This window comes from Pragia fontium DSM 5563 = ATCC 49100, from assembly GCF_900112475.1.
In the GTDB taxonomy this organism is placed as follows: domain Bacteria; phylum Pseudomonadota; class Gammaproteobacteria; order Enterobacterales; family Enterobacteriaceae; genus Pragia; species Pragia fontium.
In genome coordinates this window covers 1-20,929 of record NZ_FOLW01000010.1, presented here as the reverse complement: position 1 = coordinate 20,929, position 20,929 = coordinate 1, and the positions used below count along the sequence as shown (strand labels likewise).

Genomic DNA, 20,929 nt, shown 5'->3' with positions numbered 1-20,929 from the left:
ACATGCTCCGGCGCTTCCGGCTCCAGTTCAGCAATAATGGCTGCCAGCAGAGTTTGCCAGTGTTGGCTGCGTGGAAAAGTTTTTACCGACAGCGGCGGACGACCGGCATCCGAGGCTGTTTTTAAAGTGTCGGTTAAATCAATTTTCAGCGGGTTATCGTGCTGAGCATGACTCTGGGCATTCACTACCGTGGCGGCAAACTTTAGATAATCACCCAGCGGATGATCTTCCGCCAGCTGGCGCAAGCGCTCAGCACGACGGGAATACAGACTCTTTAAGTTGGCAAATAACAACGGCGGGATAGCTCCCGCCGTTTTTACCACTTCGTCTGGGGAAACGATGCGGATACTACTCATTCTTTTTCTCTTCCTCTGCGGCAACCTGACGAGCCCAGCGCGGGTGGTGTTTGGCTGCCCATTTACGGCTGACTTTACCTTCAATCATACCGGAAATCGATCCTTTCACCCAAAATGCCATATACATATGGATCAGGATGGCGTGGATCAGCACAATGGCCGCCACCGCGTGAATCAGCAGGCTCAGACGAATCGACCACATCGGGAACAGGTGAGCGAAATAAGGACGCCAGATGATAACGCCAGTCACCAGCAATACCAGCGTTAAGCTCATAATGCTCCAGAACATCATCTTCTGACCCGGGTTATATTTACCCACGTCCGCGACTTTATGCTCGTTGCCCTTCAGGACTTCCACGATATGCAAAAACCAACCGATATCGCCTTTCTTCGGGATGTTATGACCCACGAAGCGGAAGAACATGACGATTAACACCAAGAAAATCAGCACGCCAAAGAACGGATGCAGAATCCGTCCCATTTGCGGGGTACCAAAAGTCTGGGTCAGCCATTGCAGCGACGGGAAAAACATAGCAATGCCCGACAGCGCTACCAGAAAGAAGCAAATCACTACCGTCCAGTGACACGCCCGATCAATAAACGAGTTACGTTTAATCATCTTACTTTTCTTCATGATGATCCTCCTCGTCATCGCTCTCGACTTTATTCGGTCCAATTCCTACATAGTGGAAAATCAGGCCGGCAAAAGTGGCGACGAATCCAATCGCCGATAGTGGTTTAAGTATGCCTTTCCAGAAACCAACCACTGGGTTAATCACTGGATCTTTCGGTAGTCCGCTATACAGCTCCGGACGGTCAGCATGGTGTAATACATACATCACATGAGTACCACCCACACCTTCCGGGTTGTACAGTCCGGCATTGGTGTATCCGCGCGAATTAAGCTCAGCCACACGCTCTTCCGCCAGTTGAATCATATCCTTCTTGGTACCAAAGGTGATGGCACCGGTCGGACAGGTTTTCACACAGGCAGGTTCTTGACCTACGGTGACGCGATCGACGCACAGGGTACATTTGTACACCCGGTTATCGTCTTTATTCAGACGCGGTACATCAAACGGACAGCCGGCAATGCAGTAACCACAGCCGATACAGTGTTCGGACTGGAAATCCACAATACCGTTAGCATACTGCACAATAGCGCCTGCCGATGGACACGCCTTCAGGCAACCCGGCTCGCTACAGTGCATACAGCCATCTTTACGGATCAGCCACTCCAGCTTGCCGTTTTCTTCCACTTCCGAGTAGCGCATCACGGTCCATGACTTGGCGGTCAAATCCGCCGGATTATCATAAACCCCGACGTTATGTCCGATTTCATCACGGATGTTGTTCCACTCAGAACAGGCCACCTGACAGGCTTTACAGCCTATACAGGTGGTCACGTCAATCAGCTTCGCCACTTCTTCCTGATGACTACGCCCCTGAGGAGGCGGAGTCAAAACGTTGGTGGCGGAACGTTTCATAATGTCTTGAGATTGCATTGACATAATTTCTCTCCGTTACACCTTTTCCACGTTAACCAGGAACGCCTTGAACTCTGGCGTTTGCGAGTTGGCATCACCCACTGCTGGGGTCAGCGTATTGGCAATAAAGCCATTACGTGCCGAGCCTTTAAAGCCCCAGTGAATCGGAATACCGACGGTTTCCACATCCTGCCCATTAACTTTCAGGGTACGAATACGCTTGGTCACCACCACTTTGGTTTTAATCTCGCCCCGTTTGGAGCTGACCTTAACCGTATCCCCGTGCTGCACACCAATTTTTTCCGCCAGCCCTTCACTGATTTCAATGAATTGCTCAGGCTGAGTAATTGCGTTCAGCTTCGAGTGCTTGGTCCAGGTATGGAAATGCTCAGTTAACCGATAAGTGGTTCCCACATAAGGGAATTCTTCACTGGTTCCCATCTGTTTCCGATCGCTTTCAAACAGGCGAATAACCGGGTTAGACACCACGTTCGGATGCAGAGGGTTAGTACCAATAGGTGTTTCAACCGGTTCATAGTGCTCAGGGAACGGGCCTTCAGCCAATTTATCCAGCGCAAACAGACGGCCAACGCCTTCCGGTTGCATGATAAACGGACCGGTTTCCGAACCAGGTGCCGCGGTCAGGTTAAAGTCAGGTACGTCATTGCCGCCCCACTTTTTGCCATCCCACTCGATCAGCATGCGCTTCGGATCCCATGGTTTACCCTGCACATCAGCCGATGCTCGGTTATAGATAATGCGGCGGTTAACCGGCCATGCCCAAGTCCATTTCGGCGTTAAGCCTAAACCTGATGGGTCAGCATTATCACGCAGCGCCATTTGGTTACCGGCTTCGGTCCAGCTACCGGCATAAATCCAACAGGCGCTGGCGGTGGTACCATCGTCTTTCAGATGAGCAAAGGTAGAAAGCTGCTGGCCTTTTTTGGCTAACACATTACCGTTGGCATCCAGAACATCTTCCAGCGCAACACCGTTAAGCTCTTTGGCCACTTCTTCCGACTCTGGATGATGTGGTCTGGCGTAGTTCCACTGCATGTTCATCAGCGGTTCAGGGGTATTACCACCCTCCGCGTTATATAACTCACGGATTTTAAACAGCAGTGCCGCCAGCATTTCACCGTCGGTTTTAGCTTCACCCGGTGGCTCAGCGCCTTTCCAGTGCCATTGCAACCAGCGACCGGAGTTGGCAATCGAACCATCTTCTTCAGCAAAACAGCTGGACGGTAAACGGAATACTTCCGTTTGAATTGATGCCGGATCAACGTCGTTATATTCGCCGTGGTTTTCCCAGAAGCTGGCCGTTTCGGTCGCCAATGGATCCATCACTACCAGGAACTTCAGTTTCGCTAACGCACGGGCGGTTTTGTTTCTATTCGGCGATGACGCAAGTACGTTTACGCCCTGACAAATGAAACCACCCACTAACCCTTGTTCCATACGTTCGATATAGTTCATCCAGTCGTAAGGCTGATCCCATTTTGGTAACCAGTCAAAGCCCCAACTGTTTTCTCTTTGCGCTTTATCGCCGTAGAAACTCTTCATCAAACTCACGAAGAATTTAGGATAGTTACTCCAGTAGTTTACCTGACCCGGCAACATCCCTTTCGGTGTGCTGGCAGCCAGATAATCTTCCAGAGAGGTGTGCTTCTCTGAAGGTAGCGTTAAGTAGCCTGGCAGGCTCTGGGATAACAATCCAATATCTGTGGTGCCCTGTACGTTGGAGTGACCGCGTAAAGCGTTCACGCCGCCGCCGGCCATACCGATATTACCCAGCAGCAGTTGAATCATCGCCATGGTACGGATATTCTGCGAGCCGACGGTATGCTCCGTCCAGCCCAGCGCATACAGGAATGTCGCCGCCATATTTGACGCACTGGTTTCAGCCAAGACTTCACACACTTTGGCAAAATCAGCCTGCGGAGTACCACAGATGTTCTCTACCACATCCGGGGTGTAACGACTAACATGATGCTTTAACAAATTCCACACACAGCGCGGATCGCTCAGGGACGGATCGCGCAGCGGCTGGCCATTTTCATCGAACTGATAGTTCCAGCTGGATTTGTCATAACGGCGATTCTGCTCATCAAAGCCGCTGAATAAGCCGTCTTCGAAGCCAAAATCTTCACGAATTAAATAGCTGGCATTGGTGTAATGTTTAACGTATTCCGCGTTGATCTTATTATTATTAATCAGATACAGAATAACGCCCGACAAGAAAGCAATGTCAGTACCAGAACGAATTGGCGCATAAATATCAGCCACCGATGCGGTACGGGTAAAACGCGGATCCACCACAACGATTTTCGCGTTGTTGTGCTTTTTCGCTTCCAGCGCCCAGCGGAATCCCACTGGATGAGCTTCAGCAGCGTTACCACCCATAACGACAACGACGTTGGCGTTCTTAATATCAACCCAGTGGTTGGTCATCGCACCGCGACCAAATGTTGGAGCAAGACTTGCTACCGTTGGTCCGTGTCAGATGCGTGCTACTTGGTCGATGCCGAGCATACCGAGCGCTCGGGTAAATTTTTGGGTTAATAATCCCGTTTCATTACTGGCTGCCGAGCCACACAACATCCCGGTGCTCAGCCAACGGTTAACCACCGTACCGGCTTCATTCACGTGTTGGAAATGCGCGTCACGGTCGTCTTTCATCAGCTTGGCAATGCGGTTTAAGGCATCATCCCAGCTCAGACGTTGCCACTTATCAGAACCCGGCGCGCGGTATTCTGGATATTGCAAACGGCCTTCACTATGAATGTAGTCGATGAGTCCTGCCCCTTTAGGGCAAAGCGCACCGCGGTTTACCGGATGATCCGGATCCCCTTCAATGTGGAAAATACTACTTTTGGCATTTTTTGCCCCATCACCTAGGCTGTACATTAACAGCCCGCAGCCGACGGAACAGTAAGTGCAGGTATTACGTGTTTCACGAGCGTGCAATAATTTATAATTACGTGTTTCCGCTAGTGCCATAGTCGGCGCAAAACCTAATGCCGCTACAGTTGTACCCGCCATACCGCCAGCGCAGATTTTAAAAAACTGCCTTCTGCTGACCTGCATGGTTTTCTCCTCTATTTGACATAAGAACTTAATCTTTTCTGCGCGGATTATAGGGGCAACTGATGGACAACTTATTGATCTCGATCCTCTATATATCAATCTGTTTTATATGTTAATTTTAATCAAAAAGAGGTATTAATATGTTAAATCACTACCTAAATAGCACTATAATTTATAGCGTTATATATCACTTTATATTCGGTCAAGAAACAGACCAACACCTGATAGTAAAGTAAGGTTATTATCTGATTTAGTGACATATCATACTGAAATGAAACTACAATATCCTTTTTTGAAGTCGCGACGCACTGAACATAAAGCAATATAAGTTACTTTAATTCATAAAGATTATTTACATTTCGACATATTTGACTACTTATAAATAGGTATTAATTAAATACCTAAAAAATGGCCGAAATATTAAAGATACGATCAACAAATAACCACATTAATGATAATGATTATCAATCGTTATTAGATGTTATACTCAAGAGGTGACAAAAAACCCGCTGCCTGCGATCGCGCAGCTAAAACTGTTTTGAGGAGTAACAATATGAGCTATACACTTCCCCCTCTGCCTTATGCTTATGATGCTTTAGAACCTCATTTTGATAAGCAAACCATGGAAATCCACTACAGCAAGCACCATCAAGCTTATGTCAACAATGCCAATGCGGCTCTTGAGACGCTGTCTGACGATCTGAAAAAGCTGTCTGCGGAAGAGTTAATTGTTCACTTGGATAAAGTCCCGGCAGAAAAACGCACCGTATTAAGAAACAACGCCGGTGGTCATGTAAACCACAGTCTGTTCTGGAAAGGCCTGAAAAAAGGTACGGTACTACAAGGCGATCTAAAAACCGCCATTGAGCGTGACTTCGGTAGCGTTGATAGCTTTAAAGAGAAGTTTGAGCAAGCGGCAGCCACTCGCTTTGGTTCTGGCTGGGCTTGGTTGGTTCTACAAGAAGGTAAACTGGCTGTGGTGTCCACGGCTAATCAGGATAGTCCACTAATGGGTGAAAGCGTATCTGGCGCTTCTGGTTATCCCATCGTCGGTTTAGACGTTTGGGAACACGCTTACTACTTAAAATTCCAAAACCGTCGTCCAGACTACATTAAAGAGTTCTGGAACGTAGTTAACTGGGATGAGGCCGCTACACGTTTTTCTGCAGCGAAAAAATAATATGACGGGTTAGTACTCGTCTATATAACCGAGGTAGTATCGGCTATTCCGCTATTATCTCGGACTTAAATCCTCAGTTTTCAGCCCTTGCCTGAATTTATCCCCGCTCCGCCCTGAAAAGATCAGCATTCTCCTGATAAATTGGCAATTTTATTGGATGATAATTTCTTTCTATTGCTATCTACTTCATAACCAGATGGTTTATCCCTGTGATAAAAGAGGCTATTTGTAGTAGAATGCCGCCTTAATTTTATTCACGTTCTATTTTTTAGGGAAATTGACATGCACTCTATTCCAGCTTGCCCGGTCTGCGGGTCAGAAAATACCTATCCAGACGGTTCCATGTTCATCTGCCCTGATTGCGCTCACGAGTGGAATCCTTCCGAGCCAGAAGCGACTGACGGCGATGAGAGAGTGGTGAAAGACAGCAACGGTAACGTGCTGGCTGACGGCGACTGCGTGACGCTAATTAAGGATTTAAAACTGAAAGGTTCTTCAACCGTCCTGAAGGTCGGCAGCAAGTCTAAACCTATCCGTCTGGTCGATGGCGATCATGAGATCGACTGCAAAATCGATAACACCAGCATTATGCTGAAAGCCTGCTTCGTTAAGAAAGTTTAAGAAGCATTACCGGAAACAAAGCTGCGTTCTTGACCAAGAATGTGGCTTTGTTTTTAGTTATCCCGTCTATTTCTCCTTGCAATTTAGTCCTGTTCAAAGCTGGATCCGCGCCGCTATAGGCAGTATGCTCATTTCATGGTTACCCCCAATCATCGGCGGTTATGATGCATTATCCCAACGTTTACCTTGGTAAGATCGAACCCTATGAGGGGCATTCTCCCAGCGCAATCAATAAACGTGCCGCTAATGGTGAGCTAACGCTAACAGCATTAGGGTTTGAGGGGGATGAACAAGCAGAAACCCGTCACCACGGCGGGGCCGATCGGGCACTGTGCCACTATCCGCGCGAACACTACGCTTACTGGCAAGCTCAATATCCTGAACAGGCGGAACAGTTTGTTGCCCCGCTGTTTGGTGAGAATATTTCTACCACTGGCCTCAATGAAGAAAATGTCTATATTGGTGACATCTTTCGTTGGGGAAAAGCGCTGATTCAGGTTACTCAGCCTCGCTCCCCTTGCTATAAACTGAACTTTCACTGTGATATTGGTGACTTTGCACGCACTATGCAAAACAGCGGTCGCTGCGGCTGGCTCTATCGGGTCATTTCAGCGGGTAGCGTGAATTCACAACAGGCGCTGGAGCTGGTTAGCCGTAACAGCGATCTCTCGGTAGCAGAAGCGATTTCAATTGCCTTCAACGCCCCTTTTGATGCAGAACAATACCGGCGCATGCTTGCCGCAGCGGGTTTGTCCGCCAGTTGGAGCAAAAATATGCAGATGCGTTTATTAAATCGAAGTATTGAGGATATGGAAAGACGACTGGTTGGTACTCAGTAAAGCGTCAGGCCCGCAAAGTGACCTGACTGACACATAAGAAAAAGAGATTAAAACTGACTGCGGGCAAATCCGGTCACTTCTTTAATGCCCATTTCACGACCCAAAGCCGTCATTGGATGAACAACTTCAAGGCCTTTAACCTTTTTCTTCAGTGCTCCCATATCCGCTTGTTCCGCTTTAGTAATAGGGCGACTGAAGGCTAGCTTTTGTATCTTCTGAGCTTTAGCGCTAAGAACTTTACTTTTTTCCGCTCGCAGCCTTTCAATTTCAGCCTGTAATGTGGCCTTTTCGGCATCCATTTCAGTCAAATCAGTATCGAGGCCTTTGGTAATAACATCTTTCTCTTTGCGGTTTAACGCATCCAGCTTATCGCTTAAGCGTTTAATTTCTGCTGCCTGTTGTTTCATAGCCTTGACCTTACATTCCAACTTAAATAATAAAATACCCTAAAAATCGGGTGTGCTTGGCGAAGAGTATAAACGTAACGCAACTTCAGTTCTAATCCGCAGCGTCGAATAGGCCAAAACAGTAGAAAAAACGGGCCACAAATACTGTGGCCCGTTGTCTTAACCTTGTGAAAAAATAGCGATTACATTAGCTGAGCAATTTTACGCGCTACGTTCATCAGTTCTTGCTGGTTCTTTTGCAGAGAATTGTTCATTTCGTTGAACTGATCCAATGCTTTTTGCTCGGTAAACTGAACCATCTGACCACTATATTCAATTTTATCACCCTGAGCTTTCAGGAAGTCAGAAATTTTCAGAATATCGTCAAACGTTGAATCCAGCAGAACCAGAGTTTGCTTACCTAAGTCACCTTGTTGGGTAACAACTTTGGCATAAGCTTTATCATAAACCGCTTTTAAATCTTCCGGCATTTTCAACGCCGTATACTGATCGCCAGTTGTTTTGATAATTTCATCCAGCTTAGCCTGAACCGCTTTAGTTTCAGCCTGTGCTTTTTCAACTTTATCACGGTTATCAACCATGGCTTTCATGCTATTCAGCGTTCTCAACTCATTCATGGAAGACTCCATGGACTTAGAGAATGCAGCATTTAATTGGTCGGTAAAGCCAGTCAATAACTCATAGTCTTTACTGTAGTTACCAAACTCTTTTTTCTGCTCTTCGGTCAGCGCTGGCAAACGAACTTTGCTACCGTCAATAATTTTAGTCTGCAGGAATTCACTAAAAGCTTTACGCTGTTCCGGCTCATTATCACCACAACCAGCCAGTTGAAAAACCAAGCCAAGTACAAATAAAGGTGCCAGAAAACGGGCCCATGTTTTTTGCTTCACTAAAGACATACATACTCCAAAAATATTATCCGCTAAAAATCCATTATTATTCGGCGCCAGAATAAATCTTAACTTGAACCAGCTGTTCCGCCGCAGAAACACCCATACGTTAACATTACACGTACCTCTAATAAAGGATTTCATACAGAAAGGGCTGAGTAGCTAAACAATAGTTCAAAATAGGTAAAAAAGCACATTAAGCTCGGAAGCAAACGCAAGTGTGATGATATCAAGTGAGGAAAAAGAGTAGTTAGGATAACGGGGCAGAGCGGTTGAGAATATTTTTGTCATCCCAGTGAAAACCTGAACCTAGGTTTTGGCTTACTGACAACGTTTGGCCTAAGGGCAAGATCCCCGCTTTCGCGGGGATGACGGTATGAAACTACAGTAAACCGATTACTTTTGGCCCAGCAGATATTTCACTACCTGACCATACTCTTGGATAAAGCTTTCAACGCTGTTGGCTTCCAGTCCGTCATTTTTAACCATATATTTACCGTTAACCAGTACGGAAGGTACGCTTCTTAATTCAACGTCCGCTGCCATTTTACGCTGCTGCGCGGTCAATGACTTAACAATAAAGCTGTTCCATGCGCTATCAAACTCTTCACCGGTCACGCCTGCTTCAATAAATGCCTGACGGATACCGTCCAGATTACGGATAGTCTGCGTTTTTTGGATACCGCTAAAAATCAGTGGAGCCACTTTGTCCTGAACGCCCAGCGTAATCGCTACGGCCCAAGCCTGAGTCAGTTGAGAACCCAGTTCACCACCCATAAAGTCAACGTGATATTTCACCAGCTTACCATTTTCAGGCAGTTGCTTTTTAAACTCATCACTCATGTGGTAAACGTTTTCAAAATCATAGCAATGCGGGCAGAAGAACGAGAAAAACTCCAGCACCTGAGGCGCTTCCGTTGCATTTCTTTTCAGGGTAGAAAACTGCTTACCATCTTTAAAGCCCGACTCAACGTTCACTGAGCTACCCGCAGAGTCAGACTTTGCTGGGGTCGATGAATTTGACCAAACAAAGAAAGCACCAGCAGCAATCACGGCACAAATAATCACCAGCCAAATTTTTTTCATAACAATTACTCCGTAAAACAATAATCAGTACATTGGCGTCAGTTGCAATGGCGGAGCCTGTAACAACTTAACCTGTTCAGTAAATAACGATGGTTGTTGTTGCCAAAAATCAATATCTGCAATCCAGGGAAAGCTTTTTGGAAACGCAGGGTCCTGCCAACGACGGACCACCCAAGCAAGGTAATAAACCATACGCATACAGCGCAATGGCTCAATCAGTGCCAATTCTTTCTGATCAAAATCAGCAAATTCACTATAGGATTCAACAAACAGATCCAACTGCATAAGCTGTTCCTGCCGATCACCCTGTAATAACATCCAAATATCCTGTACTACCGGACCATTACGAGCATCATCTAAATCGACAAACATCGGCCCGTCACGCCACAAGATATTCCCCGGGTGACAATCACCGTGTAAGCGAGATGGCGCCCAGTTCGTATGCCAGTATTGTTCAACCCCCTGAATTAAATCATCCAGAACCGGCATCAAAGACTTTTTCACTGATTCAGGAACCAATGCGCTTTCAGCCAATGTCTGACGAGGTTGATACAGGTATTCATCCAGCCCAATCGTTGGTCTTGCCACAAAGGGCTTATGTTTTCCTACCTGATGAATTCGCCCTAAAAATCGGGCTACCCATTCAAGCTGATCGAGGTTATCCACTTCATACTGACGACCTCCAACACTTGGAAAAACGGTAAACATAAATCCCTGAAAATCATGCAGCGTTCGTTGATTTAGTCTCAACGGTGCAACAGCAGGGATCTCTGTATCTGACAACGCCTGAGTGAAATCGTGCTCTTCCTGTATTTGTTCGTGGCTCCAACGCTCTGGCCGATAAAATTTCACCACGTAACGTTGGCGATCTTCATCCATAAATTGATACACGCGGTTTTCATAGCTATTCAGCTCGGTCAGGCCGGAATCCACACGTAACCCTACGCTTTCCAGCGCATCCAGAATCAGGTCAGGCATCAGAGTGTGAAAATCAAAGGCTGATAAGCTCATAAAAAAGTATCTAATCTATTCAATGATGAAAAATAACGGATAGCCATAATACACGCTGGTTAGTCTTTTAAAATACCACGTGCGCGTAATAATGCTGTTTTGAAGTCTTCTTCGTAATCTTTCTTTAAACCGGGAATCGCTTCGGTACTCTTGCTGTCGCGCATTTTGAGATGATAGATAAGGACATCATCCGTTAATTCAGCCAGAGGCCCGGTAAATCCTGCTTCATCAGCCAGCTTTTGCAGGAACTGAATCAGATTAAGATCCGGATCTTTCTGCCAGGCAGGATGAATAAGTTCGATGAGTTCATTGACGCGATGGCATTTCATAACGCCTCTCCCTTTGGTTTAAAAGAGTCACACGGTATCAGGGTTAATCGAATTTTAACAGTCCGTTATTTCGTCGAACTCATCATGCGAGCCATATTTATTGCTTCGATTAATTTGGCTCGGTTAATTTGCGGGTTGTCCCTGTCCAGTAGTTGCTGCCAAATATCAATCGCCTGCTGATATTGCGCATTTAAGAAGTAATCGGATGCCTGTAGCATCAGCGCGGTAACCTGATTAGGTTCCAATTGGAGGGCTTGATTTATTAATGCCTGTGCCTGCGGAGTCATTCGTTGACCCGCCTGATAATAAAGGGTTGCAGCTTTAGCCGTTATCACCTCAGCATCATTTCCCCTCAGCTTCGCAACTCGCTCAAAAGCAATCAGGGCATTGTCAAACTCATTACTATTTAGATAGCGCTGCCCCAACATAAACCAAGCCTCACTGTCACCGGGAGATTGACGAATGCGTTGTTGAAGCTCAGTCACCACGCGATCCTGTATTTGCTCGATATCCATACCAACAAAAGGATCGGTGTTGGCCTGACGGCTATAATCAACGGATTCAGCATATTGCCCAAACAGGCTAAATCCAACCGGTGGAATCAGCAATACCAATAGCGTCATCAGTATTGGCATCACCCACGATGGCCGCTGCGCCGGAATTTGACGACTGTTATCCTGCGGCTGCATATTCTGTAGCAGGCTTAAAGACAGCTCCTGTTTAAACTGATCCAGCATGCCGCTTTGTTTTTCCTGAGCCGAAAACTGTTTATCCGCCAGCGCCATTTGCTGCTGATAAAGCCCAACGTTAGTCCGATCGCGGATATCTGCCGCGGGTTGATGCTTGTGCTTGCTACCTGACCTGATAACAGGAAGCCAGATAATCAACAAAATAAGGCCAGCAGCCAGCGCGACACCACCCCAGAACACCATCACGGTTTCTTCTCCAGTAATTCGGCTAATTGACGCTTTTGCTCTTCGCTCATTTCAGGAACTGGTAACTTACGGCTACCGACAGAGCGCCAAAGCGCCAGCAAAGCGATAAGTAACAGGATGAATGGACTTAGCCATAACAGTGCAGTTTGTCCGTTAAAACGCGGTTTATACAACACAAAATCACCGAAACGGTGGGTCATAACCTTAACGATTTGGTCGTTAGTTTTCCCCTCATCCACCATCCGGTAGACTTCAAGGCGTAAATCTCGCGCAATTGGCGAAGTTGACTCCACCAGATTCTGATTCTGACACTGCGGACAACGCAGTTGCTTAGCCAAAGCAATCGCCCGCTGCTGATTCTCCTGATTATTAAACTGCCAGGTATCAACAATCTCTGCCGATAGCGGTAGCGCAACCAGCAGCAAGAGCAGAGAAACATAGCGCCACCATCGAATCATTGGCTGCTTTCCTGTGTTGATGAGGAGAGCTTTTGCAGTACTGCAATTTTCGGCTGAAACTCTTTTTGCCACACATCTTGATTCAACTCGCCTGCATAGCGATAGCGAATAATGCCGTGGCTATCTATCAAATAGGTTTCCGGTGTACCGTACACACCTAATTCCAGCGCCAGTTTGCCCTCAGGGTCGTAAATTGAACCCAAAAAAGGATTGCCCAGCGTATTTAATACGCCCTGCGCTGCCCGACGATTATCGCGGTAATTCAATCCATACAGTTTGATATCAGGTCGATGGTTTAACTGTTGTAAAAAAGGAAATTCGGACTTACAGGCGGGGCACCAACTGGCCCAGACGTTCAATAGCGTAATATGCCCTTTGAAATCCTGCTGGCTAAAAGATTGCTGTTCTGCTGATAAATTCTCGGCGATAAACGCCGGCATTGGCTTATCTTGTTGAGTCAGTCCTAACTGGTGCGGGTCTTGCTGTAAACCGAAAAACAGCCCAATGCCCAATAGCAAGACCAACAACAGCGGTAAAAACAGCTTAAGTCGGTTCATGATGTCACCTCCGACAATTGATAACCGCTTGGCACTCTTCTACGGCACTGATTCCACAAAACGCAGCTTCCCCCCAACATCATCAATAACCCACCGCCCCACACCCAGCGAATAAACGGCTTATAGTGGAATCGTAGGGCGTAGTGCTGTTTATCCACTTTATCTCCCATCACCACATACAAATCGCTAAACAAACCCCAGGCAATTCCCGGCTCGCTCATCAGCATAGTCCGTACCGTATAATGTCGGCGCTCCGGTAGTAGCTTAGCGACCGCTTGGCCATCTTTCGTCACGCGAATAACCGCCTGCTCCGCCGTATAGTTGGGGCCAATTAACAGCTTGGTATCGTCATAATGAAATTGATAACCGCTCAATGTGCTCTCACTACCCGGCGCCATTTTTACCCCGATTTCCGTGGAGTAATAGCTGGATAAAGTAATGCCAATCGTGGTTATTGCCACACCAGCATGGGCAAGAAATACGCCCAAGCTACGCAGGGTTAAATGACGAATCAAGATCAGATTCGCCAAAATAACCCACAGAGATAAGATTAAAGCCAATATCACCGCGGGATAAATTTTATTGAACATCAACGCAAACAGGCTGCCCATAATCACCGCTAAGGCTGCTAACAGTGCCATGAGCTTTAATCGCCCTGCCGCAAAATTTTTCCAACGACTAAAAGGCGCTATCCCCATTGCCAGTAAAATAAGCAGTGCCGGAGGAATAAAAGTGCTATTGAAATAAGGCGCACCCACGGAAATGGAGCCCAAACCAAAGGCAGTAAACAACATCGGATAAAAGGTACCAATAAGCACAATCAACGTCGCTACGCTGAGTAACACATTAGCCAATAACAGCAGCATTTCGCGGGAAAACAACCTGAAGCGAACTATCGAAGGCTGGGTATTGGCTCTAAACGCAAACAGCACCAGCGCACCCACAACCGCAATGCCTAACAGCAGCAACAGCATAATGCCGCGATCGGGATCGACGGCAAAAGCATGAACCGACGTTAATACGCCAGAACGAACAATAAAAGTTCCCAACAGGCTCAGGGCAAAAGTAAAGATGGACAGCAGTAAACTCCAGTAGCTAAAGCTTCCTCGTTGTTCAGTTACGATTAGGGCATGTAATAACGCGGTACCCAGCAGCCACGGCATTAAAGAGGCATTCTCTACTGGATCCCAGAACCACCAACCTCCCCATCCCAGTTCATAATAAGCCCACCACGAGCCCAAAATAATCCCACCGGTCAGGCAGACCCACGCAGCCAGCGCCCACGGTCGGCTCCAATAAGCTACCGCAGCATCCATTCTGCCGCTCATCAATGCCGCAATAGCAAAAGCGAAATTAACGGCAAAACCAACATAGCCCAGATACAAAAGGGGCGGATGAAATATCAGTCCGATATCTTGTAACATCGGGTTGAGATCTCTGCCCTCCATCGGCGCGGGAAACACCCGCTCAAACGGATTAGAATACAGCAGAATAAACAGGCAGAAGCCCAGCATAATCAGGCCCAGAATAGCCAATACGCTGGTATTGATCTGTATATCAACGTTTTTGCGTAACCAGGCAACCAGCGCCGTCCAAATCGACAGAGAAAATAGCCAGAACAGCATTGAGCCTTCATGCCCACCCCATACCGCTGCGATTTTAAAGAAGGGCGGAAGTTGGGAGTTGGAATGCTGGGCAACGTACATTACCGAGAAATCATCGCTGACAAAGCTGTAGCCGAGTAGCGTAATAGACAGGGAGATAAACAGGCAGGCGCCATAACTCAGTGGAATAGCATAGCGCATCAGCGATGCCCGCCGACAGTAAACACCTGCCAGCGGGACGCTACATAACAATACACAAAGTGCCAAAGCACAGAGTAGGGATAGCAGACCCAGCTCGGGAATCATGCCCATTCCTTTTTACACATAACTAAGCTACCGTCATTTGACCGGCATACAGTATAAAGAAACGTAAGAGCAGTACGCCACATAACCCCATACCGGAAACGGTAATAATATAGCCTTTACTGTGCTGAACCCGCTGACTACATACCATATTCATAACCAACGGCAGCAGAATACCCAGCCCGATAACGCCAAACCAGAAGATATTTGACCAGAATCCACCGCCAATGGCGGCGATGGCGGACACTTCTTTCTGACCACCGCCAAAGAACAGACCAACGAATAAGGCCAGCAGCAAGAACAGTTCAAACAGCACGACCGGCTTTTCAAGCTGATGTACAAAGTGAATCGATGGGCTATTCACCGGTTGTTTAAACCAGGTAATACTAAACAGCACTGCGGCCGCTGCACCGGATGAAATACCAGAGAACAGGAATAGCACTGGCAAAACCGGATTATTCAGCATCGGATAGGTCTTCAGTGCCGACAGCAGGAAACCGGTATAGGCACCTAACGCCACCGCCAGAAAAATCATTAATGGCTCAAGCACTTTCTCCAGTCGGACACAGGTCGACAGAATACCGTTAATCCAACCGAATGCCTTAAATCGCTGGTCAATAACGCTGGCGATCTCACTGCGGAACAGCACGGCCAGCCAGACGATCAGCACCATCATATAGATCTGAAATAGCATAACCCCTAACGACATCACCGAGGTGGGGCTATAAAAAATCATCAGGTACCAAAAGGTCCATGGACGGGTTAAGTGGAAAATCAGAATCGTCAGGCCAACAATCACCGATAACGGTGCGATAATCGCCGTGGCTTTAATCACACCATCACGGCTGGCTTCGCCACCGAGCACCCGACGCTTCAGGATCACCGCGATGGTTGTCATACCTGCGGATACGCCGATCAAGAACAGATATATGGCAATTGGCCAGTCCCAAACCAGGGATTCAAAATGAAAAGCGCTGCTCATCCTTTAATCTCCCCATGTTTGCTTGGAATACGGTACATTTTCGGTTCGGTACCTAAATGTACTTTCGCGCGGTAAGTGGTTTTATCCGCTATCAGTTTCACCACCTCACTATTCGGATCGTCCAAATTACCAAACGTCAGTGCTTTAGTTGGGCAAGATTCAACGCAGGCCGGCAGCTTGCCCTGAGCCAAATTGGTATCACGGCAGAAGTTACATTTATCGGCAGTTTTTTTCTCCGGATGAATAAAACGCACGCGATAAGGGCAGGCAGCAATACAGTACTGACAGCCGACACAGCGATTGGGATTCACTTCAACGATACCGGTAGCCGCATCTTTATAAGACGCGCCGGTCGGGCAAACGTCCACACAAGGTGGATTATCGCAGTGCTGGCAGGAATGACGATAAAACTGATATTTTGCCTCAGGAAACTCGCCTATCGGACCGGTGCGGATAATCTCTAACCGCGACACGCCCTCAGGCACTTTATTCACTTCTCGGCAAGCATCCATACAGGCGGTACAGCCAATACAACGGGTTTCGTCGTATACCATGCCATAACGAATACCGTTAATGGACATGGTCTGTGCCAGCGTACGGTGAACCGGGCCGGTCATAAAGATGGCTGCTCCCATACCGGCAATAAAATGACGGCGTGAGCAACTCATGACGTTTTCTTCCCTTTTTGTAGCAATTGTTCTTTTTGCAACTGCTGCTGACTATGGCAATCTACACACAGCTTAATTTGTCCTTTCTGATCCAACCCTTTTACCGGATCAACCGATGGATGCAGCTGATGACAGCTGGCACAGGAGGTTTTCAGAATATGGACATCATGCGCCCATAGCGCCGTACGCAGTTTTTCCGGCTGATGGCAGCTCATACAAACCTGATTTTGTTTATCCACCGGAAAAGTATCTTTATTAAAACGCATAGCGTCCGCTACACCATCACGATGATCCGGTGATATGTTGCCGTGACAGTTGGTACAGGTAACCGGCAACGCCGTATTTGGATTAATCGCTTTAGCGTGCGTGCCGTGCATACCATCTTTATTCTCTTTATGACATTGAGTACAGGCATAATCGCGGTTGCGCTGTAACTCAACTTTATATTCGGACGAGGCTTCTGTTTTCTGCTCGGGTGCCGGTGCTGCTGACAACGGAGTTGCCATTAGTACAAACATCGATACCAGCATTAACAGCCCGCCCTTAAATAATGAACGTAAACTGCCCATGATAATTCCACCTTAATAAGGCCCCGGTTTAGCGAGGCCGATAACTTTATTTACTTAACAAGCGCCCTTCTTTTTTGGCATTTTCATCCCACTCGACTGCGCGAGTTTTCAGGAAGTTTTGTTTTTCGCTCTCAAGTTTTTGCATATCCATGCCTAATGCTTTCTGGGCATTAGCTTTAGTGGAAAGATCCGGCAGTTCAATCTCGTGAGTAATCCCTTTAGATGCTAACAAACGCGCCAGTTTAGTACGGGCATTGGCTGATTTATCCAGTGAAGTACCCAGAACTTTCAGGCCAACTTCTGGTGCGTGCATATGAATACCGTGGGAAGCAATGGCATAGTCCCAACGCCACTGTGCATGACGAATATCCTGTAGGATTGGCTTCATCTCTTCTTCTGTTGCGCCGGCATCCCATGCGGCTTTCGCTTCAAAGTGAGCATGAACTAACTGACGCTCAGCTTTCTTCTTCAGCTCTCTAACCGCTTCTTTTCTGCTGGCAACAACGTCTTGTAGCGCTTGTTTGCTTTGGGTGTGGCAGTTAGCACAGGTTTCATTGAAACGATCGAAAGGATTGCCAATTTTATGGTCGGTATACACTTTGCCTTCTGCGTTCTGTACTTTCGGCATATGGCAGTCAATACAGGTCACATTGTTTTTACCGTGAATTCCCTGACTCCAGGTTTCATACTCCGGATGCTGCGCTTTAAGCATCGGTGCTTTGGACAGCTGATGTTTCCAGTCGGAAAACTCGATGTTGTCGTAGTAAGCTTCCATTTTCTCAACGGTAATACCGTTATCCCATGGATATTTAACCGCTTTGTTTTTGCCCGAGAAGTAATATTCGACGTGGCAGTTACTACAAATCATCGATTGTTGATCCAGACGACTTGCCTTCTCAAACGGCTTGTTGATTGCTTCAAGTGCGCGTTCGGTATAAGGACGGGACATATACAGAGCAGGTTTACCTTCGGCAAAGTCTTTGGATGCCGTATCGTGGCAGTCGGCACAGCCAATAGGGTTTACTACTTGTGCACCACCTTTAGACCACATTCCTTCGAAGTAGCTATCTTCTCCACCTTCATCAATCAAGCGAGCGACGTCAGGACTTTTACAGCTCCAGCAGGCCATCGGTAAAGGGCCATCGCTATCCTTCATTGGTGCTGCGGTACGCAGTGATTCACGAATATCTGTGATGGCATAAAAGTGACCGCGCGCTTTTTTATAATCTTTCGCAAATGGATAGCCGGCCCAGAGAATCACCATATCGGGATATTCATCCAACCCGCCACCTAACGTATCTAACTCGCTGGTTGCTCGCCATGAATCATATTGAGCAGCATGATCTTTTGCGAAGACCTCATTACGAGCCTCTATTTCAGATTTAGCTGCTACCACATTGCTCATCATTAACGATGCAAACAATATCAGTAAGCTAGCTGATAACTTTGCCTTAATCTTGCCCACGGTAAGTACTCCCATCTATTATTATTTCGACATTCATTGCGCCGATTACCAGGATATAAATATCTTTCTGTGCTTATCCATTGCACTAAAAATGATTACTTCTTAAGTAGTATTTATTGTCCCTCTAAATATAACGATTTAGAGATAAAATAAATGACTGACTTAATTTGGATTGTTTTAGATCAATGAATGGGAAATATAAAATTCAATTTTTTGATAGGGTTCAAATAAAAATAATGCAATAAAATCAACACTAACCATTTAGGGTTATAACAATAATATACCTATATTTAGGTATGCATGACCTAAGTAGATTCAATAATATCTATTGTTAGTTATGATCAAATTAAATATGTTTTTAAATATACCGATTAGATTTTTTCATTCGTTCAAATAAAAATCATTATCAGTTAAGAGAATAAACGGCACTATTTATTTTTAATCGCGCTAAAATGTTCAGCATATTTTGAGCGAAGCGAAAGGAAAGACCGATGTCGATACCTTCAATTACTGGCGCTATTCTGGCTGGTGGACAAGCAACCAGAATGGGAGGAGCCGATAAGGGCTTGATTTTACTTGATGGTATACCGCTATACCAACATGTGCTGAAGCGAATTCAGCCTCAGGTTAAACAGGTTGTTATCAGCGCTAACCGCAATATTGAAGAGTATGAACAAAGTGGCTGTGCCGTATTTTCTGACTCACTCAGTGGCTTTAAAGGGCCGCTAGCGGGAATGTTGACCATTTTGGAGAATAGTCCCACTGAATGGGTGCTGTTTTCCTCTTGCGATACTCCACTTATTCCTCAAGATTTAGCCCAGAGGCTGTGGTTAGGCAAAAATAACCAGCTGGCTGCCTATGCTCATGACGGTGACAGATCCCATCCAACAATAGCTCTACTCAATACTCAACTCGTCCAGCCCTTACGTAACTACTTACTCGGGGGAGATCGTAAGTTAATGATTTTCTTATCCCAGCAGCAGGCAACTGCCGTTAATTTTCAGGATAATCCCCAAGCTTTCAAAAATATCAATACATTGGATGAATGTAAAAACTGGAACCAATAACGATGATAAATAACAGCATTCCCCTATTAGGTATTACTGCATACAGCGGCACCGGAAAAACCACGCTCCTGAAAAAGTTGATTCCGTTATTGTCATCGATGGGCATTCGCTGCGGCCTAATCAAACATTCTCACCATAATATGGATATTGATATACCGGGTAAGGACAGTTATGAGCTGCGCAAAGCTGGTGCCATGCAAACTATTGTGGCCTGCGATCAACGCTGGGCACTGATGACCGAAACCCCTGAGAGCACGGTAAACCTTATCGATCTGATCAATAAATTTGATCCAACGTTAATTGATTTAGTGCTGGTTGAAGGTTTTAAACATGAACCCATTGATAAGATCGCACTATTTCGTACTGAAGTCGGTAAACCATTAGCAGGATTAATCGACCAGCATGTTATTGCATTAGCCACCGATGAAAATATTGAGTTAACTATTCCCATTCTTGATATTAATAATCCAAATAGCATTGCTGAATTTATTGTGGGTTGGCTAGAAGATAAGAAATAGTCATTCAGTATCAATTAATCCTATCACAAAAACCCTGAAATATATTACTTAAGGGCGCTAGTATTGAGGCCGGTGAGCTTCGGGCCTAGGCTCCTTAGGGGCGCTCCGGCGAGCAAGCTCGCTACGACCCCAACAGAACCCTCTCCCTCAGGTTAACATTGTAGGCCTTCGCGATTATCAGTGAACTAATAACTGGAATTTGGGGTTTACTCTAAATACATCTAGGTTAACGCCCCGAGTTGTTTAAGCAAGAATGTAAATCTGAGGGAGAGACGGGCGTGGGGGTCGTAGCAGCTTTAGCTGCCGGAGTGCCCGTAGCGCGGCTAGGCCCGAAGCTCGCCCAGACTCAATAGCAGCGCTCGGCCTGAGGGCGAGATCCCAGCGAAAGCTGGGATGAAGATACTCCTTACGAGCCAAGAAGTTCAACAGCCAAAAACGCAAAAACCCCCAGCTTGCGCTGAGGGTTATCACTTAATTGGAGCCTGGCAGTTCCCTACTCTCGCATGGGGA

22 protein-coding genes are annotated in these 20,929 nt (G+C 46.5%); 5 read left to right on the top strand and 17 right to left on the bottom strand.

The features are described 5' to 3' along the window. The 4 genes from fdhE to fdnG form a co-directional block, all read right to left on the bottom strand. On the bottom strand, positions 1 to 356 hold a 356-nt coding region (gene fdhE, locus BMZ28_RS13550; protein ID WP_139211640.1), incomplete at its 3' end, for a formate dehydrogenase accessory protein FdhE domain-containing protein. Continuing rightward, positions 349 to 990 carry a formate dehydrogenase-N subunit gamma gene (fdnI, locus tag BMZ28_RS13545; RefSeq protein WP_047782326.1) on the bottom strand — a complete coding sequence of 214 codons (642 nt, stop codon included), beginning with the start codon at positions 988 to 990 and terminating at the stop codon, positions 349 to 351. The genes fdhE and fdnI, both read right to left, overlap by 8 nt. Then, positions 977 to 1,867, bottom strand: coding sequence for a formate dehydrogenase subunit beta (fdxH, locus tag BMZ28_RS13540; protein WP_047782327.1), 891 nt, complete (start codon positions 1,865 to 1,867; stop codon positions 977 to 979). The genes fdnI and fdxH overlap by 14 nt, the downstream gene beginning before the upstream one ends. Before the next feature lie 12 nt (positions 1,868 to 1,879). Then, on the bottom strand, positions 1,880 to 4,930 hold the full coding sequence (gene fdnG / locus BMZ28_RS13535; RefSeq protein WP_136655902.1) for a formate dehydrogenase-N subunit alpha: 3,051 nt from the start codon (positions 4,928 to 4,930) through the stop codon (positions 1,880 to 1,882). A 553-nt stretch (positions 4,931 to 5,483) separates the two neighbouring features. Between fdnG and sodA the strand changes: the two genes are divergently transcribed. The 3 genes from sodA to yiiM all read left to right on the top strand — a co-directional run bounded on the left by sodA (position 5,484) and on the right by yiiM (position 7,570). Next, entirely contained in the window at positions 5,484 to 6,110 is a 627-nt protein-coding gene (sodA, locus tag BMZ28_RS13525; RefSeq protein WP_074823989.1) for a superoxide dismutase [Mn], read from the top strand. Between the two features lie 282 nt (positions 6,111 to 6,392). Then, complete coding sequence (locus tag BMZ28_RS13520; protein ID WP_047782331.1) at positions 6,393 to 6,731, top strand: zinc ribbon domain-containing protein YjdM; 339 nt, start codon at positions 6,393 to 6,395, stop codon at positions 6,729 to 6,731. A 164-nt stretch (positions 6,732 to 6,895) separates the two neighbouring features. Next, a complete protein-coding gene (gene yiiM, locus BMZ28_RS13515; RefSeq protein ID WP_047782332.1) occupies positions 6,896 to 7,570 on the top strand; it encodes a 6-hydroxyaminopurine reductase in 675 nt (224 codons plus the stop codon). 47 nt (positions 7,571 to 7,617) lie between these two features. On the opposite strand, the gene BMZ28_RS13510 is transcribed toward yiiM, so the two are convergent. The 13 genes from BMZ28_RS13510 to nrfA all read right to left on the bottom strand — a co-directional run bounded on the left by BMZ28_RS13510 (position 7,618) and on the right by nrfA (position 18,849). Further along, positions 7,618 to 7,977, bottom strand: coding sequence for a YibL family ribosome-associated protein (locus BMZ28_RS13510; RefSeq protein ID WP_047782333.1), 360 nt, complete (start codon positions 7,975 to 7,977; stop codon positions 7,618 to 7,620). Between the two features lie 182 nt (positions 7,978 to 8,159). After that, a complete protein-coding gene (locus BMZ28_RS13505) occupies positions 8,160 to 8,876 on the bottom strand; it encodes a DUF3053 family protein (protein WP_047782334.1) in 717 nt (238 codons plus the stop codon). Positions 8,877 to 9,263: 387 nt separating this feature from the next. Beyond that, positions 9,264 to 9,953 (bottom strand): thiol:disulfide interchange protein DsbA, encoded by a 690-nt coding sequence (gene dsbA, locus BMZ28_RS13500; protein WP_082119009.1) that lies wholly within the window; start codon positions 9,951 to 9,953, stop codon positions 9,264 to 9,266. Between the two features lie 24 nt (positions 9,954 to 9,977). Beyond that, positions 9,978 to 10,964, bottom strand: a complete 987-nt coding sequence (locus BMZ28_RS13495; protein ID WP_047782335.1) for a serine/threonine protein kinase — start codon at positions 10,962 to 10,964, stop codon at positions 9,978 to 9,980. A 59-nt stretch (positions 10,965 to 11,023) separates the two neighbouring features. Further along, positions 11,024 to 11,293 carry a YihD family protein gene (locus tag BMZ28_RS13490; RefSeq protein ID WP_047782336.1) on the bottom strand — a complete coding sequence of 90 codons (270 nt, stop codon included), beginning with the start codon at positions 11,291 to 11,293 and terminating at the stop codon, positions 11,024 to 11,026. 65 nt (positions 11,294 to 11,358) lie between these two features. Further along, entirely contained in the window at positions 11,359 to 12,225 is an 867-nt protein-coding gene (gene ccmI, locus BMZ28_RS13485) for a c-type cytochrome biogenesis protein CcmI (protein WP_074823985.1), read from the bottom strand. After that, on the bottom strand, positions 12,225 to 12,686 hold the full coding sequence (gene nrfF / locus BMZ28_RS13480; protein ID WP_074823981.1) for a heme lyase NrfEFG subunit NrfF: 462 nt from the start codon (positions 12,684 to 12,686) through the stop codon (positions 12,225 to 12,227). The genes ccmI and nrfF overlap by 1 nt, the downstream gene beginning before the upstream one ends. Then, positions 12,683 to 13,243, bottom strand: a complete 561-nt coding sequence (locus BMZ28_RS13475) for a DsbE family thiol:disulfide interchange protein (protein WP_074823978.1) — start codon at positions 13,241 to 13,243, stop codon at positions 12,683 to 12,685. Before BMZ28_RS13475 ends, nrfF begins: the two co-directional genes overlap by 4 nt. Further along, positions 13,240 to 15,153, bottom strand: a complete 1,914-nt coding sequence (locus BMZ28_RS13470) for a heme lyase CcmF/NrfE family subunit (protein WP_074823974.1) — start codon at positions 15,151 to 15,153, stop codon at positions 13,240 to 13,242. Before BMZ28_RS13470 ends, BMZ28_RS13475 begins: the two co-directional genes overlap by 4 nt. Before the next feature lie 22 nt (positions 15,154 to 15,175). Then, the gene (gene nrfD / locus BMZ28_RS13465; protein ID WP_074823971.1) at positions 15,176 to 16,132 is read right to left on the bottom strand and encodes a cytochrome c nitrite reductase subunit NrfD; all 957 of its coding nucleotides are present in this window, start codon (positions 16,130 to 16,132) and stop codon (positions 15,176 to 15,178) included. Next, positions 16,129 to 16,800 carry a cytochrome c nitrite reductase Fe-S protein gene (gene nrfC, locus BMZ28_RS13460; protein WP_047782341.1) on the bottom strand — a complete coding sequence of 224 codons (672 nt, stop codon included), beginning with the start codon at positions 16,798 to 16,800 and terminating at the stop codon, positions 16,129 to 16,131. The genes nrfD and nrfC overlap by 4 nt, the downstream gene beginning before the upstream one ends. After that, entirely contained in the window at positions 16,797 to 17,369 is a 573-nt protein-coding gene (gene nrfB, locus BMZ28_RS13455; RefSeq protein WP_074823967.1) for a cytochrome c nitrite reductase pentaheme subunit, read from the bottom strand. The genes nrfC and nrfB overlap by 4 nt, the downstream gene beginning before the upstream one ends. A gap of 46 nt (positions 17,370 to 17,415) precedes the next feature. After that, a complete protein-coding gene (gene nrfA, locus BMZ28_RS13450; RefSeq protein ID WP_074823965.1) occupies positions 17,416 to 18,849 on the bottom strand; it encodes an ammonia-forming nitrite reductase cytochrome c552 subunit in 1,434 nt (477 codons plus the stop codon). A gap of 476 nt (positions 18,850 to 19,325) precedes the next feature. On the opposite strand from nrfA, the gene mobA reads away from it, so the two are divergent. Continuing rightward, positions 19,326 to 19,901: a molybdenum cofactor guanylyltransferase MobA gene (gene mobA / locus BMZ28_RS13445; RefSeq protein ID WP_074823962.1), complete on the top strand. Its 576-nt coding sequence runs from the start codon at positions 19,326 to 19,328 to the stop codon at positions 19,899 to 19,901. Between the two features lie 2 nt (positions 19,902 to 19,903). Next, positions 19,904 to 20,419: a molybdopterin-guanine dinucleotide biosynthesis protein MobB gene (mobB, locus tag BMZ28_RS13440; protein ID WP_074823959.1), complete on the top strand. Its 516-nt coding sequence runs from the start codon at positions 19,904 to 19,906 to the stop codon at positions 20,417 to 20,419. Positions 20,420 to 20,929 lie beyond the last annotated feature (510 nt).